At 71.7% G+C, this 16,394-nt stretch carries 11 protein-coding genes; 7 read left to right on the forward strand and 4 right to left on the reverse strand.

Features of this window, described 5'->3' with window-relative positions; all coding sequences use genetic code 11:
* Positions 1-43: 43 nt before the first annotated feature.
* Positions 44-517 carry a DUF1203 domain-containing protein gene (locus ACSHXN_RS26445; protein ID WP_355140164.1) on the forward strand — a complete coding sequence of 158 codons (474 nt, stop codon included), beginning with the start codon at positions 44-46 and terminating at the stop codon, positions 515-517.
* A 51-nt stretch (positions 518-568) separates the two neighbouring features.
* On the opposite strand, the gene ACSHXN_RS26450 is transcribed toward ACSHXN_RS26445, so the two are convergent.
* Positions 569-1,585 carry an aspartate-semialdehyde dehydrogenase gene (locus ACSHXN_RS26450; RefSeq protein WP_355140165.1) on the reverse strand — a complete coding sequence of 339 codons (1,017 nt, stop codon included), beginning with the start codon at positions 1,583-1,585 and terminating at the stop codon, positions 569-571.
* Positions 1,586-1,922: 337 nt separating this feature from the next.
* Between ACSHXN_RS26450 and ACSHXN_RS26455 the strand changes: the two genes are divergently transcribed.
* Entirely contained in the window at positions 1,923-2,462 is a 540-nt protein-coding gene (locus ACSHXN_RS26455; protein WP_355140166.1) for an RNA polymerase sigma factor, read from the forward strand.
* A gap of 1 nt (position 2,463) precedes the next feature.
* Entirely contained in the window at positions 2,464-3,243 is a 780-nt protein-coding gene (locus ACSHXN_RS26460; protein WP_355140167.1) for a hypothetical protein, read from the forward strand.
* A 97-nt stretch (positions 3,244-3,340) separates the two neighbouring features.
* On the opposite strand, the gene ACSHXN_RS26465 is transcribed toward ACSHXN_RS26460, so the two are convergent.
* Positions 3,341-6,652 carry a S8 family serine peptidase gene (locus ACSHXN_RS26465; RefSeq protein ID WP_355140168.1) on the reverse strand — a complete coding sequence of 1,104 codons (3,312 nt, stop codon included), beginning with the start codon at positions 6,650-6,652 and terminating at the stop codon, positions 3,341-3,343.
* A 436-nt stretch (positions 6,653-7,088) separates the two neighbouring features.
* Between ACSHXN_RS26465 and ACSHXN_RS26470 the strand changes: the two genes are divergently transcribed.
* The 4 genes from ACSHXN_RS26470 (at position 7,089) to ACSHXN_RS26485 (ending at position 12,313) form a co-directional block, all read left to right on the forward strand.
* Complete coding sequence (locus ACSHXN_RS26470; RefSeq protein ID WP_438303827.1) at positions 7,089-7,547, forward strand: NUDIX hydrolase; 459 nt, start codon at positions 7,089-7,091, stop codon at positions 7,545-7,547.
* Positions 7,548-7,778: 231 nt separating this feature from the next.
* Positions 7,779-9,560, forward strand: coding sequence for a TIGR03767 family metallophosphoesterase (locus ACSHXN_RS26475; RefSeq protein ID WP_438303828.1), 1,782 nt, complete (start codon positions 7,779-7,781; stop codon positions 9,558-9,560).
* Between the two features lie 92 nt (positions 9,561-9,652).
* Positions 9,653-10,792 (forward strand): serine hydrolase domain-containing protein, encoded by a 1,140-nt coding sequence (locus ACSHXN_RS26480; protein ID WP_438303829.1) that lies wholly within the window; start codon positions 9,653-9,655, stop codon positions 10,790-10,792.
* Positions 10,793-11,104: 312 nt separating this feature from the next.
* Positions 11,105-12,313, forward strand: a complete 1,209-nt coding sequence (locus tag ACSHXN_RS26485) for a glycosyltransferase (RefSeq protein ID WP_355801996.1) — start codon at positions 11,105-11,107, stop codon at positions 12,311-12,313.
* Positions 12,314-12,415: 102 nt separating this feature from the next.
* Here ACSHXN_RS26485 and ACSHXN_RS26490 read toward each other — a convergent pair whose 3' ends face one another.
* Both ACSHXN_RS26490 and pepN read right to left on the reverse strand, forming a co-directional pair.
* On the reverse strand, positions 12,416-13,480 hold the full coding sequence (locus ACSHXN_RS26490; protein ID WP_438303831.1) for a hypothetical protein: 1,065 nt from the start codon (positions 13,478-13,480) through the stop codon (positions 12,416-12,418).
* A gap of 242 nt (positions 13,481-13,722) precedes the next feature.
* Positions 13,723-16,308: an aminopeptidase N gene (gene pepN, locus ACSHXN_RS26495; protein WP_438303832.1), complete on the reverse strand. Its 2,586-nt coding sequence runs from the start codon at positions 16,306-16,308 to the stop codon at positions 13,723-13,725.
* Positions 16,309-16,394 lie beyond the last annotated feature (86 nt).

Consider the following 16,394-nt stretch of genomic DNA (forward strand, 5'->3'; position numbering starts at 1 on the left):
TTTGCCGCCGGTGGACGGGGCGGGCGGACGGGAGCCTGGGGCCATGACGACGTACACGGCACGGCCCATCGACCCGACGACCCTGAAGGAACTGCGCACGGCGGACGACGCGGGCCGCCCCATGAGCCCCTTCGTGGACGAGGAGGGCGGCGCCCCGCTGCGCTGCTGTCTGCGCCGCAGCACGCCGGGCGAGCGGATCGCCCTGGTCTCGTACGCACCCCTGCGGCGCTGGGCGGGGGAGACGGGCGTGGATCCCGGGGCGTACGACGAACAGGGACCGGTGTTCCTCCACGCGGACCCGTGCGCAGGCCCCGACCTCGACGGATATCCGTTCACGGGCGCCCACCGCACGGTCCGCCGCTATGGGCGGGACGGCCGTATCCTCGGCGGCCGCCTGGTCGAGGGCGGCGTCGGGACGGCGATCGAGGAGGCGTTCGCGGATCCGGACGTGGCACTCGTCCATGTGCGGGCGGTGGAGTACGGGTGCTTCCTGTACGAGGTCCGCGGAGGCCGGTGAGCACGGCGAGGGGCGCCCACCGCTTCGGTGGGCGCCCCTCGCCGGCGTCTTCTACTCGCTGAGCTCGGCCGCCACCAGCTCCGCGATCTGCACCGCGTTCAGGGCCGCACCCTTGCGCAGGTTGTCGCTGGAGACGAACAGGGCGAGACCGTTCTCCACGGTCTCGTCCGTGCGGACGCGGCCCACGAACGAGGGGTCCTGTCCGGCCGCCTCGAGCGGGGTCGGGATGTCGGAGAGGACGACGCCGGGGGCGCCGGCCAGCAGCTCCGTCGCGCGCTCCACGGACAGCGGACGGGCGAAGCGGGCGTTGACCTGGAGGGAGTGACCGGAGAAGACCGGGACGCGCACGCAGGTGCCGGAGACCTTCAGGGCGGGGATCTCGAGGATCTTGCGGGACTCGTTGCGGAGCTTCTGCTCCTCGTCCGTCTCGTTCAGCCCGTCGTCCACGAGGTTGCCCGCGAAGGGGACCACGTTGAAGGCGATCGGGCGCTTGTAGACCTGCGGTTCGGGGAAGTCGACCGCCGCGCCGTCGTGCGTCAGCCTGTCGGCGTCCGCGACCACCTTCTGGGCCTGGCTGTGCAGCTCCGCGACGCCCGCGAGGCCCGAGCCGGAAACCGCCTGGTAGGTGGTGGCGACCAGGGCCTCCAGGCCTGCCTCGTCGTGCAGCGGCTTGAGCACCGGCATCGCGGCCATCGTCGTGCAGTTCGGGTTGGCGATGATGCCCTTCGGGCGGTTCACGACCGCGTGCGGGTTCACCTCGGAGACCACCAGGGGCACGTCCGGGTCCCGGCGCCACGCGGAGGAGTTGTCGATCACCACGGCGCCCTGCGAGGCGACCTTCTCGGCCAGCGCCTTCGAGGTCGCGCCACCCGCCGAGAACAGCACGATGTCCAGGCCGGTGTAGTCGGCGCTCGCCGCGTCCTCCACCGTCACCCCGTCGAGAATCGTCCCCGCCGAACGCGCCGAGGCGAACAGGCGCAGCTCCGTGACCGGGAAGTTCCGCTCGGTGAGGATCCTGCGCATGACCGTGCCGACCTGACCGGTGGCTCCGACGATTCCGACCCTCACGGTGACTCCCTCTGCGTGTCTTTACGTGTGTGTTGCTCGGCCGAGGCTTTTCCATCATGCGGCCGACCCCGGGCCGCCTGTCCAATTCTTTGCGCCGTACGCCCGGGGTAGGGGACGCGACAGTCCGCGCGCCGGTTCCGGACGTCCGGTGTCCACCCGCTCTGAGCTGGAGAAATTCGCCCGGCGGACCCCCTCCGCCGCAAGCTCTGCTGTCCCGTGCTACCCGCGGGCCCCGGGCGCACACCCGGTGTGACGTACGCCTCCGAGAAGACTCGCACGAAAGTCCCGAACGTTTCGGGCCGCCGCGGCGTCGTAGAGGAAACGCGCAAGGGGAGGGGTGGCTGTGCTGCGCAGAAACGCCCGCCGCGGGCGGGGGGCGGACCACGCGGTGGACGACCCCCTGGACGCGGCCCAGGAACGGCGGGTGAGGGCGGTGCTCGCACTCGGCGGGGTGCCGCAGGCGGACCTGCCGGACGGGGTGCAGCAGGTCCGCCTGCGGCTGCTGGAGCGGGCCGCGAGCGGGCGCGAGGCGCCGCGCGACGTGTCCGCCTGGGTGGCCGTCGTCGCCTCGAACCTGGCGATGGACTGGCACCGTGCCAAGCGCCGCCAGGAACGCCTGGGCGAACGACTGGCCTCCCTCAGGGAGCCGGAGCACGCTTCGGGCGAGGACTCCCGCCTGCTCCAGCTTGCCGTGGCCCAGGGCCTGGACGAGCTGTCCGACGCCCAACGCCAGGTCCTCGTTCTGCGCTTCTACGCCGATCTGCCCGTCCGGGGGATCGCCGAGGAGCTCGGCATCCCTGAGGGCACGGTCAAGAGCAGGCTCCACTCGGCGGTCCGCGCGCTGCGCGACCGTCTGCACGAGGACGAGGTGGTGTGACGTGGCCGCCGAGTACGACGGCGTCGACGCGCTGATGGCCGCGATCACCGGCGAGCCGCTGCCGGACGCCGCACGGGCCGACGCCGAGTTCATGGCCGGGCACCGGGCGGCGACGGCCGACGTGGCGCTGCTGCGCGAGCAACTGTCGGCCATCGGGGACGTGCTGGCGGCGCCACCGGCCGAGGATCCGTCCCCGGTGAAGGCCCCGAGCCGTCGTCCGCGCGCCCCGCGTCCGGCGGGGCCCGTGCGCCGCGGCCGCGCCCTGCGGGTCGCCCTCGGGACCCTGGCGGCCGCGGTGGCCCTGTCGACCGTCGTCGGGCTGGCCCGGCTCGTCATGGAGAACAGCGGCAGCGACGCCCAGGCGTCCAGGAGCGCCGGCGCGGCGGACGCGAAGGGCAGCGCCGGTGAGGCGGACCGGCGGTCGGGCGACGGGCCCCCGCCGTCCGCTCCGGAACTGACCCTGGCCTGCGACCGGCTCGTCGTCGAGGGGACCGTGGCCCGGGTGGAGCCGAGGGGCGGGCAGGGCACCCGGATCGTGCTGACCGTCACCCGCCGGTACAAGCCCGACCGGGGACCGGCCGAGGTCGACTTCCTTCTCGACGACGGTGCGCTGCCGCGGCCCCGCCCGGGTCAGCAGGTGCTGGTCGAGGTGGCGCGGGGCTCCGACGACGCGAGCCGGTGGGCCGTGGGCGAGGACCGCGTGGCCGCGAACCGGGCGTGGATCGTCAAGGCGCTGCCCGGCTCCCGTCACACCGCGTGCCCTTCGGACGGGTCGACCTGAGCCGGACGGGCGGTGCCGAACGCGCGAGGCCGGACACGGCCGGGGACGGCGAAGGGCGGGCGCCCGTCATGGACGCCCGCCCCCATGTCCGCGATCGCTACGGAACGACCTTCTCGATCTTCACACTGCCCAGGCCCGCGGTGGTCCCGCGCGCGTTGACGAGGCGGACCTGGCCGAAGAACTCCCGGCCCTCGGGAGCCGGCCCGGCCGCCGTGACCGTGCCGGACACCGTCGCGGAGCCACCCGTGCCGAGCTTGACCGGGGCGGACTCGTCGACCGTCACCTGGCCGAGAGCGGGCGAGAAGAACACATCACGGTAGTCGTACGCCGTCGAGCCGGACGGGACCGAGTAGCCCGCGATCTCGACGGTGTACGTACCGGCGGCCGGCGAGGGGATGTGCACCGACTCCTCGGAGTCGCCGTCCGCGGACTGCGCGACCTGCTTGCCGCTCGCGTCGTAGACCGTCAGGTCCAGGTCGGCGGCGGTGTCGGAGACGTTGCCGATGGCGACGTCCAGCGAGGTGGCGCCCGCGGGCACGTCGACCGTGACGGTCTGCTTCACGCCGCCCTTGATGGTCGGCCGGTCCGACTTCGAGGACCCGAGCGGGCCGCCCTTGAGACCGCCGGAGAGGGCCGCGTACTTGTTGGTCACCTTCCAGGAGGCGGAGGCCGGGGTGCCGACCTTGGCCTCGGGCACGGTCACGGTCTCCGGGTCGAAGGCCGCGCCGAGGACGGTGACGTCCAGCTTGTAGGGGTTGTCGAGCAGCGGCGACGTACGGCGCGACTCGACCTCGATCTCCCAGACACCGGCCTGCGGGTCGGCGTACGAGCGGACGTCGGGCTTGCAGCCGTTGCCGTCGAGGTAGTTGTTGTAGCAGTTGGGGGTGGAGGTGTTGTCGACCGGAACGCCGTACGGGTGGATCGCGATGAACCGGGTCTGGCTCTTGTCCTTCAGCCCGCCGATCGCGACCTCGAGCGACGTCGCGCCCTCCGGCACGGTCAGGAAGTACGAACGGGTGCTGTTGCGCTGCACCGAACCCGAGGCCGCGTACGTGTATGTGACCGGGGTCGACACCACGACCGTCGTCAGGATCTGCTCGTCGAGTCCCTCGGTCCTCGGGTCGTCGACCTCCAGGATCGCGCTCTTGATGCCGGCCGACCGCGGCGAGGCCTGGACCTTGACGGTCACCGGCCGGCCGAGCGGCAGGCTCACCTCGTCGGAGCCGAGGATCCTGAAGGTGTCGTCGTAGTTGTTCGCGAAGTGCAGCTCGTGGCGCACCGCCCGGTCCGGGCCGGACGTACGCGTGACGGTGATCTCGTACGTCTTCCGCTCGCCGGCCTTGAGTCCGCCCTCGCGGTCGTACAGGCCGGTGCCGAAGCCCGGGGTCTTCAGGGCGAAGTCGATCGCGGTGTCGACCGGGGCCTTGACCGTGTAGTCGTGGGCCGTGGCGCCGTCCTTGACGGCGTCCCAGGCGTCCTCGATGTCGATGCGGCCCGCGCCCTCCTCGTAGGCCTGCGCACCCTTGATGTGGTGGGCGGTCGAGGTGAGGGCCGTGCGCAGCTTCGCGGGCGTCAGGTCGATGCCCCTCTGCTTTGCGGCCGACAGCAGCAGCGCCGAGGCGCCCGCGGCCTGCGGGGACGCCATCGAGGTGCCCTGGAGCATCGAGTAGCCGGCCGGCAGCGAGTAGCCCGCCTCGGGGACCGGGGCGCCCGGCAGCCAGGTCTGGGTGCTGTTGATCGCGGCGCCGGGCGCGACGAGCGTCGGCGAGAAGCCGCCGTCCTCACGCGGACCGCGCGAGGAGAAGGGCATCAGGGCGTAGTCCTTCTCCACCCGCGAGCCGTAGTCGGCGGCCCAGGTCTCCTTGGAGACGGCCGCGCCGACCGAGATCACCTTGTCCGCGAGGCCGGGGTCGCCGATGGTGTTGGCGCCGGGGCCGTCGTTGCCCGCGGAGATGACCAGCTGGACGCCGTAGGTGTCGATGAGCCGGGTGTACAGCAGGGCGCGCGCGTTGTTGCCGTCGTTCAGCGCCGGGAGGCCGCCGATCGACATGTTGACGATGTCGACACCGTGGTTGACCACGAGGTCCGTCATGCCCTCCATGAGCGCGACGTTGGTGCAGCCACCGGTCCAGGTGCAGGCGCGGGAGGAGACGATCTTCGCGCCCGGGGCCGCGCCGTTCATCTTGCCGCCGAACAGGCCGTTCGCCGCGGTGATGCCCGCGACGTGCGTGCCGTGCTCGGACTGGATGACGCCGATGTTGACGAAGTCGGCCTTCTTGCCGACCCACGTCCCGCCGTAGGGGTCCATCGGCACGTCCTTGCGGATCTGCACGACGAACGGCTGGCGCTCGACGACGTCGGTCTTCGGGTCGTCGGTGCCGAAGTATCCGATCTGGTAGCCGTCCTTGTACGGCTTCATCGGCCGGTCGTCGGTGAAGTCGCCGTTGTTGTTCAGGTCGACGCGGACCGTGCCGGTCGCGGCGTCGTAGAGGACGCCCCAGGAGTCGGTGGTGTCGCCGTCGCGGTTCGCGTCGCCCGCCGCGTCGCCGCCCGTGGTGTACGACTCCTTGAAGGTGCTGATCCCGTACGAGCCCGACGGCGCCGTCCAGGTCTGGCCGTTGTAGGTGAAGGTGGGCCCGGAGACCGCGGTGACCATCGGACGCCAGGTCGCGTCGTTGTCGACGATCGGGTCGGTCGCGGTGACCCAGTCGACGATCTTCCGCTCGCCGGTGGTGGTCTTCTGCAGTGCCGGATGCCCGAGGTCCACGCCCGAGTCGAGGATGCCGATGGTGACGCCCCGGCCGTCCGCCTTCGGGTGGTCCTGGACGAAGTCGACGGCACCGGTCTCGAAGGACGGGTTGTAGGGGTTCTTGGCGGGGGTGTGCCGGTCGGGACCGGCGTAGCCGGCCGCGCCCGTGCCCCTGACCGCCGCCCCCTTGGCCATGTCCGCGCTCGGCGTCGGGTCGTCGAGCGCGATCTCCTGCCGCAGGTCGATGGCATTGACGGAGGACAGCTTCTCGGCGGTGGCGATGGCCGAGTCGGCCCGGCCCGTCGGCACGGTGGCGCGGACGTAGCCGAGCTTGTCGTACGTGCGGCCCACGGAGGCGCCGCTCACCGCGTTCAGCTTCTCGGTGACCTGCTCGGTCTGCCCGGGTGTGGTCGCGATCATCATCGTGACGTTCTTGGCACCGTCGGCCTTCGCCTCGGCGAGAAGGTCCGCGTCGTCCGAGCCGAGCTTGGCGCTCGCGGACTTGGCGGCCGGGTCGGTGGAGGCGGGCGGATGGTCGGCGGAGAAGGCCAGGGGTATCGGCCCGGCCGCCGAGAGCGCGGCCACGAGACCCGTGGCGACGGCTATGCGGGCCACGCGTCTCGCGCCCGATATCGGGGCGCGGTGAGGCTCGGTGGTCATCAGCATCCCTTGTAGGTAAAGGAACGAGAACGGCGCGGCCGGAGCCCGAAGGTGATCGGGCCCTGACCGCGGCCGTCCGGATCTCGGGTCCGGACGATCGCTCTGGTTTACCCAAGGGATGGATGTTTGTGGAGAGTTGACCGAGACGGGATGGAGTCATGGCGTGATTCCGCCATACGCCATCGGGGACTTAGCGGTGCAGGCCATGACATTCCTGTGAGCCGGCTGTCCCTGCTACGCGTGTAGTGCGCGGGTTTTGCGGCTGAGTGTGAGCGCATGGTGACGGACGGCTCCACGCGGCCGCGGCGGGCGGCCGCCGGAGGCCGGACGGCGATGTCCCGGGGCGGGCCGGAGAAGCGGCGGGTGCCGTGACGGCGTGCGGTCCCCGGCCGAATACCCGCCTGCCGATCCCGGTCCTGCGCGTTAACGTCCTCGAGTGCGCAAGAACTTGAGGGTGGCGGCCTACGCCGTCTGTGTCCGTGACGGCCGCCTGCTGCTGGCCCGCATGACCGGAGCCGACGGCACACCCGAGTGGACCCTGCCCGGCGGTGGCATGGAGCACGGCGAGGACCCCTACGACACGGCGCTGCGGGAAGTGGAGGAGGAGACCGGCTACCGCGTCGAACTCGTCGGGCTGCTCGGTGTGGACTCCATCCGCCGCAGCCTCCGGGGCCGCTTCGGCCGCACCGTCGACCACCACGGAGTACGCCTCGTCTACGAGGGCCGCGTCGTCGCGGGCGAGCTGCGCCACGAGGTCGGAGGCTCCACGGACATGGCCGCCTGGCATGACCTCACCGCCGTGCCGGGGCTGCGACGCATCGGGCTCGTCGACGCCGGGCTCGCACTGTGGCGGCAGCGCTCCGCCGCGGGCCGGTCCGCATTCCCCGGGGCATAGCGTCGGATACCCCGGAAAATGAACGCTGAGTGACGGTCTTCCGGCCGGTCGGAGAGGTGTCGCCGACGCGCCGGTCGGTCCAAGATCCACGTACGGCGATCGGCGCTGTGCGTTGCCGCCTCGTTAACGTCCAGGTCATCCCCGGTGCGAACCATCCAGAGTGAGCGGGAAGTTCGCGACTGCGACCGACCCGCGACCACGCCGACGCGTTCGCACTCGGGGAGACGCGCCATGTCGCGCATACGCTCTGTCGCCACAGCGGCTGCTCTGAATCGTCGCAACCTGCTCGCCGCCGCCGGGGCGGTGTCCCTCACGGCGGGCCTCGGACTCGCGCTGCGCCCCGAGGACGGCCGCGCCGCCGGGACCTCGGCTCGCCGAGCCTCCGCCGCTTCGGCCCACCCCGCCGGGGAGGCCCCCGCCGCCGTCTCCCGGCAGGCGGTGTCCGCGGCCCTCGCCCCCTATACGACGGGCACCACGCTCGCCGGTGTCGCCGCGCCCCGCACCGCTTCGGGATACCGCCGCCTCGGTGACGGTCCGGGCTGGAGCCGCGTCGTGCGCGGCGAGCTGGCGGCACCCCGGTCGGGCCGCGCCGAGCGGCGCACCGCGCTCGCCGCGTTCGTGCAGTTCACCGACCTGCACCTGATGGACAGCCAGCACCCGTTGCGCCTGGAGTTCCTGCGTTCCGGCGACCGGCACGCCTGGCGGCCCCATGAGGCGCTGACCGTGCCCGGTGCCGTCTCGCTGGTCGAGCGTGTCAACGCGCTGCGCGGGGCACCCGTCACCGGCACGCCGCTGCACTTCGTGATGACCACAGGCGACAACACGGACAACAACGCGAAGTCCGAACTCGAGTGGTTCATGCAGATCATGAGCGGTGGCCGCATCACCCCCAACTCGGGCGATCCCCGCCGCTACGAGGGTGTGCAGAACAGCGGGCTCGCGCTCTACTGGCAGCCCGAATCGACCGTGCGCGACGCGGACAAGCAGCTCGGATTCCCGCAGATCCAGGGCTTCCTGGACGCCGCGATCCGCGAGGTGCGCAGCCCCGGCCTGAACCTGCCCTGGTACTCCACGGTCGGCAACCACGACGCTCTGCCGCTCGGCTGCTACGGGCACGGCGACCCCTATCTCGCCGAGTACGCCACCGGCGGAAGCAAGCTGATGAGCCTGTCCGCGGACGAGGCGAAGAAGCTCCAGGACACGATCAAGAACGCCACGGACCCCATGGGCCTGCAGTTCCGCGACCTGCTCAAGGCGCACACCCGCGACCTGCGCTCGGTCACCCCGGACGAGAAGCGGGCCCCCTACACTCCCGCCGAGTACCTCAAGACCCACCTCGACCCCCAGTACACGGGTCGCGGCCCGGTGGGGCACGGCTACTCGTCGGCGAACGTGGAAGCCGGTACGCAGTACTACTCCTTCCGCATCGCCGACGACGTCATCGGTATCAGCCTCGACACCACGGACGCGGGCGGTCACTACGAAGGCTCCGTCGGCACCGCCCAGTTGAAGTGGCTGGACAAGACGCTCCAGGACAGCACGGACGCACACGCCGTCGTCTTCAGCCACCACACCAGCCAGTCGATGGACAACACCCACCCCGACCCGGCCCGCCCGTACGAGGGGCGGCACAGCGGTGCGGAGGTCGTCGCCCTGCTGGGCCGGCACCGCAATGTCCTGGCGTGGGTCAACGGCCACATCCACAAGAACGTGATCACGCCGCACTCCGGGTCCGACGGCAACTCCTTCTGGGAGATCTCGACCGCCTCGCACGTCGACCACCCTCAGCTCGCCCGGATCATCGAGCTGGTGGACAACAAGGACGGCACGCTCTCGATCTTCACGACGCTCATCGAGTCCGCGGCCCCGCACCGCACGGACTTCGCGGACCTCAGCCAGACGGGTCTGGCCGCCCTCTACCGTGAGCTGGCCTACAACGCCCCAGGAGCCAACATGACCCTGGCGGGCAACGCGGTGGACCGCAACACGGAGCTGGTGCTGAAGAAGGGCTGAAACCCGCTCAACTCGCGCACCGCGGGCGACCCCGCCGCCCCGGACGCGGTCCCTCCCGCCGACCGACGCTCATCGGCGACGAGGGGGATGACATGTCCGTACGCAGGGGACTGCTGGGTGCCGGGGCGACGGCGGCCGTGACGGCGGTGGCACTCACCACGCCGGCCACCGCCGCTCCCGGAGCGGTGGACCACACCGCGACCCGGCAGGCGATCGACGCGGCCGTCAGGGACGGGGTCCCGGGCGCGACCGCCACGGCCAGGGACGGACACGGCACGTGGAGCGCGGTCTCGGGGGTCGGCGACCTGCGCACGGGGGCGCAGCGCTCGCCGCGGGACCGCTACCGCGTCGGCAGCATCACCAAGACGTTCGTGTCGACGGTGCTCCTCCAACTGGAGGCCGAGGGGCGGCTGTCGCTCGACGACACCGTGGAGAAGTGGCTGCCCGGCCTGGTCCGCGGCCACGGCCACGACGGGCGCCGGATCACGGTCCGGCAGCTCCTGAACCACACGAGCGGCATCTACAACTACACGGCCGACGACACCTTCGGCCGTACGTACTTCCTCAAGGACGGCCTGCGGCATCGCTACGACACGCTGCGGCCGGAGGCTCTGGTGCGCATCGCGACGTCCCACGAGCCGGACTTCGCGCCGGGCGCCGGCTGGAACTACTCGAACACCAACTACGTGCTGGCCGGGATGGTGATCGAGAGGGTCACGGGCCACTCCTACGCACGGGAGATCCGCGCCCGCGTCGTCGAACCCCTGGGTCTGCACGCCACGTCGCTCCCCGGTACGCGGGCCACGGTTCCGCGACCGAGCAGCCGCGCCTACAGCAAGCCGGCCGAGACGGCGGCCGGCCCGACGTACGACGTCACCACGCTCAACCCCTCGCTGGCCTCCTCGGCGGGCGAGATGATCTCGGACTCCGCCGATCTGATCCGCTTCTACTCGGCACTGCTCAGGGGCGGGCTGCTGCCGCCCCGGCAACTGAAGGAGATGAAGACGACGATCATGGCGGAGGGCATCCCGGACGCGGGCTACGGGCTCGGCCTGATCGAACGGAAACTGAGCTGCGGAGTGCATGTCTGGGGCCACGGCGGAGGCATCCAGGGCTCGTCGTCCTCGGCGGTCACCACGGAGGACGGCCGCCACTCCCTCGCCTTCAACTTCAACGGCGACTGGTCCGGGGGCGGCGACGCGGTGCTCGAGACGGAGTTCTGCGAGGGCTGAGACGCCCCGGGGCCGGCCCTTCCGTGTCGGCACCGGCTCGCCTGCCCACGGCGGCGTCCTGGCGCCCGGCGAGCGGTCCACGGGGCCGGGCGCCGACGGTCCCGATCATGGTCACACCGGGGGTACCGGCGGGACCAGTGCATTCCCCGGCACGGTATTACGGTGTAAATCGATCCGACCCGGACATGAGACGCGCCGTTCATTTGTCTGAAACATCTATGCCGCCTCATATCGGACAACCCGCTGTTCACGGGGATGGTTCGATAGTTGTGCAAGGCGGGTGGTCGTGTGCTGACGAGGCACGGTCTGCGCGTGCTCTCGGTCTACGAGGGCTTCTTCTCCGGTGGCGCCCGGATCCTCCATACCGATGTCGTCCTGGGTCTGCAGGAAGGCGGTCAGCACCACCGTGTGCTGAGTGTCCACGGGGAAGTGCTCCGTGAAGCCACCCGGCAGCGGATGGAGGACGACGCCTCCTACCGGTCGCTGACCGCGGCCGGCGTGGAGGTCGGCACCCTCGGCCGCACGTTCGGTCTGCCCGGCGCCCTCGCGGCCGATCCCACCCGGTTCACCGGTCCGGAGCTGGCGACGACGGCGAGGGCGATGGCGGGCGCCGATGTCATCCTGTCGCTGAAGGAGCAGCCGCTCGGCCTGCTCAACCAGGCGGGTCTGCCGCGGCGGCCGGTGGTGGTCGGGCTGCACCGCTCGGATCCGGAGAACCAGGGCGCGGCGCTCGGTGAACTGAGGGCGGCCATCGCCGACGGAACCGTCGCGGCCTGCGTCTGCTGCGCCGAGTCGACCCGGGCCGCCTACGAGGCCGCCGGTGTGCCGGCCGAACTGCTGCACGTCATCCCCAACGGCGTCGACCTGCTCCGCTTCCGGCCCGACCCGGCCCGCCGGGTCCAGCTGCGGGCGGCGCTCGGCATCCCGGACACGGCGCCGGTCGTCGTGTTCGCGGCCCGGTACGACGCGATGAAGAACGTCCCGCTGTTCCTGCGCGCCGCCCGGGAGTGGTTGCGGCACGAGCCCGACGGCCACGTGCTGATGTGCGGCGCCGGCATGACCGAGGACCAGCCCGGGCTGTGCGCCGACATCGGCACCGCGTTCGGGGACGGTCTGCGGCTCACGGAGCGGCTGCACCGGCTCGGGGTGCGGCGCGACATGGAGAGCCTCTACGCGGCCGCCGACGTGGTGGCGCTGACCTCGGCCTGGGGCGAGGCGGCCCCGCTGTGCCTGATCGAGGGCATGATGTGCGGTGCCGTCCCGGTGTCCACCGATGTGGGCGACAGCGCGGCGATCGTGGCCGGACACGGTTTTGTCACCCCGCCGGACCCCGTCGCGATCGCCCGGGCCTGGAGCGACGCGGTCGCCGCCCGGCCCGGCCTCGAGCCCGTTCTCGCCCGCAGCCGCGAGCGCTTCAGCCGTACACGCATGATCGCGTCGTACGCCGCCCTCCTCGACCGGGTTCATGCGGAGCCGATCACGCCGTCGCTGCCCGAGCCGCCCCTGCCTGAACCGCTCTGAGCGGGACGGCGTCCGTCGTCGGGGGTCCCGGGGCGGTGTGTGGAGGAGGGGCCGCCGATGCCTCGGCGCCCCCTCCTCGCCCCCCTGACCGGCAGGTGACGCCTAACGGGGCAGCACCACGACATAGGCGGCCGGCTCCCGGTCCGCCGACGCCATCAAGGCCGTGCGGACCACGGTCGCCTGCTGCTCCAGCCCCTCGCGCAGCTTCTTCGGCGTGATGTGCACGACCGTGATGCCGAGCCGCTCCAGGTGTTCGCGCTTGCGGGTGTACTCCGACCACACCGTGTCGTTCTCCTGGCGGCTGTCCTGGCGCGGGGTCCGGGCGTCGAGTTCCAGGGCCACCGCGTGCTCGGGCCAGTACGCGTCCAGGCCGCCGAGGTAGGGGCCGCCCGGAAGCCTCAGGTCCACGTTCCACACCGGGTCCGGGAGTCCGTACTCGCGCACCATGCGGTACAGGCGGTCCTCGGCCCTCGCCCGGCCCTCCGCCAGGAGGGAGTCCACGGCGTCCACCACATGCGGGCGGCTCAGCAGTTTCGCCTGGTTCAACTCCCGCACGATCGCGGTCGGTTCGCAGTGGCCGGCGTGCACCGCCTCGGCCAGTAACCGGCGTACCGCGGCCGCGTCCGGCAACTGCGCCACCGCATCGGCCACGGCCCGCGGCACCGGAGCCACGGGCAGGCCGGTCACCAGCCGCGCGGCCGGCAGCTCCGCTGTGCGCACCACCCGGGCGCAGCCGGCGCTGCGCAGTCGGCGCATACGGGGGACCAGGAGGTCGATCTTCTCCAGTGACGTCAGCGGGGGCGTGCAGCCGAAGCCGTACAGCGCCAGGGCGGCCAAGCCGGTGATCATCGCGTCCGCCCGGTGCACCGAGGGGTGTGCGCCGGCGGAGCCGGGCTGGGACGGGACCCCGGTCGCCGGCTCCTCGAGCGACGAGCGCGTCGCGTAGAGGAGCACTGCGTGCAGGCGCTCCTGCGAGGTCGGCGGGCCGGGGTGCAGCAGGTACACGCCCGGCAGGAACTGCTGCCACGGGCCGCCGGGCCGGCAGTGCCCGGTGGTCTCGGCGGCGGTCACACCGTGGGCGCGCAGTTGTGCCGTGGTCAGCACCCGGCGCTGGACCTCCGTCAGGTGACGGAGGGGGCGGGGGGAGAGCGGGGTGTTGTAGGTCATGACCCCGGAGTTCCCGCGCCCGGGCCGTCTCCTAACCGCTGTTACACGGCTGTCGGCAAATGCGGACAAAACGGCGCTAAAGTACGCACGTTCGACTGCCGAAAGAGGCTGGTCCGAGTGGGGGCAGGGACGGGTTACGGGTTCAGATTCTCGTATTTCGTAACTGTCGTCCCTGCGTATCCACCGACCGGGTCCCTTCGGCGGGAGCTCGTCCCCCGAAGGAACCCGTGACCCGGGCGCGTCTAGCGGGTCGCCTGCGCGTCGCACACCTGGCCGCGCAGGGTGCGTGCCAGGTCGTCGCGCGCCTCGAGGACCAGCCTGCGCAGCGCCGGCGGCGCGCTCTCGTGGGCGGTGAGCCACGCGTCGGTGGCGTCCAGCGTCCCGGGGAAGTCCTGGAGCGACGGGAACAGGCCCCTCACCACGTCCATCCCGATCTGAATGGAACGCTCGGCCCAGACACGGTCGATGGCCGCGAAGTACTTCTCGGCGTACGGCGCGAGCAGTTCCCGCTGCGACGGCTGCACGAATCCCGCGATGGTCGCCTCGACCAGCGCGTTCGACAGGGCGTCCGACTCCACGACCTGGGCCCAGGCCTGCGCCTTGACCGCGGCCGAGGGACGCGCCGCCAGACAGCGGACCTGGTGGCGCTTGCCGGAGGCCGTGTCGTCGCGCGCCAGTTCCGCGGCGAGCACCGACTCGTCCGCGGCTCCGTGCGCGGCGAGCGGCTCCAGGAACGCCCAGCGCAGCTCCTGGTCCACGTCCAGGCCGTCGATCTTCTCGGTGCCCTCCAGCAGGCCCCGCAGCTGTTGCAGATCGGCCTCGCCGGACGCCACCGCCGCGAAGAACCGCGCCCACGTCAACTGGTGCTGGCTGCCCGGCTCCGCCTGCCCGAGCTCGCGCTGCGCACCTTCCGCGAGCAGCCGCCCGCCGGTCTCCCGCCACCCGGGCGCGGCGTAGTGGGTCAGCGCCGAGTCCGCCCAGGCGTGCAGCATCTGCAGTACGCCGATGTCGGACTCGCGGCCGGCGAACCGGAGCACCAGGCCGATGAAGTCCCGCGCCGGCAGCAGCGCGTCACGGGTCAGGTTCCACAGCGCGGACCAGCACAGGGCCCGGGCGAGCGGGTCGGTGAGCTCGCCGAGCCGCTCCTTCAGGGTCGCGAGGGACGTGTCGTCGAAGCGGATCTTGCAGTACGTGAGGTCGTCGTCGTTGACCAGGACCAGGTCCGGCGCCTTCGCCCCCGACAGTTCGTCGACCACCGTGCGCGGACCGTGGACGTCCACTTCGGCGCGTGCGTACCGGACGAGCGCGCCCCCCTCGCTGCGGTACAGGCCCACCGCCACCCGGTGCGGCCGCAGGGTGGGATGCGACTCGGCGGCCTCCTGGAGCACGCTCAGTTCCGCGATCCTGCCGTCCGCTGCGAGCAGCACCTGCGGGGTCAGCGAGTTGACCCCCGCGGTCTGCAGCCAGGACCGCGACCACGCCGCCATGTCCCGGCCGCTCGTCTCCTCGAGGACCGACAGCAGGTCGCCGAGGCGTGTGTTGCCGTAGGCGTTCCGCTTGAAGTAGCGCCGTGCGCCCTCCAGGAAGGCGTCCCGGCCCACGTACGCCACCAGCTGCTTCAGCACCGAGGCGCCCTTGGCGTAGGTGATGCCGTCGAAGTTGAGCTTCGCGTCCTCCAGGTCGCGGATGTCGGCGGTGACGGGGTGCGTGGACGGCAGCTGGTCGGCCCGGTACGCCCATGCCTTGCGGTTGTTGGCGAACGTGATCCAGCCGTCGGTGAAGCGGGTCGCCTCCACCAGCGAGAACGAGCCCATGAAGTCGGCGAAGGACTCCTTCAGCCACAGGTCGTCCCACCACGCCATGGTCACCAGGTCGCCGAACCACATGTGCGCCATCTCGTGCAGGATCACATTGGCCCGGCGCTCGTACGACGCCTGAGTGACCTTGCCGCGGAAGATGTACTCCTCGCGGAAGGTGACCAGGCCGGGGTTCTCCATCGCGCCGAGGTTGTACTCGGGCACGAACGCCTGGTCGTACTTCCCGAACGGGTACGGGTAGTCGAAGTGGTCGTGGAAGAAGTCCAGACCCTGTTTGGTGACGAGGAAGACGTCGTCCGCGTCGAAGTGCTTCGCCAGGCCCCTGCGGCACATCGCACCGAGCGGGATCTCCAGCGTCGTACCGTCCTCGAAGGTGCGGGAGTAGGTGTCCGTGACGTAGTGGTACGGACCCGCCGCCACGGCGGTGATGTACGTGGCGATCGGCTTCGTCTCGGCGAACCGCCAGACCCCGTCGTGCGGTTCGCCCGCCCCGTTGCTCCACACCGTCCAGCCCTCGGGGGCGCGCACCTCGAAGCGGAAGGGCGCCTTCAGGTCGGGCTGCTCGAAGTTGGCGAAGACACGGCGCGCGTCGGCGGGCTCGTACTGGGTGTACAGATACACCTCGCCGTCCTCCGGATCGACGAAGCGGTGCATGCCCTCGCCGGTGCGGGAGTAGGCGCACTGGGCGTCGACGACCAGCTCGTTCTCGGCGGCCAGGTCCTCCAGCTGGATGCGGGTGCCGTCGAAGACCTCGCCCGGATCGAGGTCCTTGCCGTTCAGCGAGACCGCGGTGACGCTCGGGGCGATCAGGTCGGCGAAGCTCGCGGCGCCCGGCTCGGCGCACCGGAAGCGGATCGTGGTGACCGACCGGAACGTGCGCGGTCCGGCGTTCGCGTCGCCGGGTGCCTCGCCCACGGCGGAGCGGAGGTCGAGCGACACGTCGTACCCGTCGACGGACAGCAGGGCGGCCCGCTCGCGGGCCTCGTCGCGGGACAGGTTCTCACCGGGCACGGGCGGCACTCCCTCAGGATCGGCTGGGTGGGGCGAACAGGACCGATCCTCCCATGTGCCCCTGACGTCGGGCAGAGGGGCGCACC

The organism is Streptomyces sp. HUAS TT11, from assembly GCF_051553595.1.
Lineage (GTDB): Bacteria > Actinomycetota > Actinomycetes > Streptomycetales > Streptomycetaceae > Streptomyces.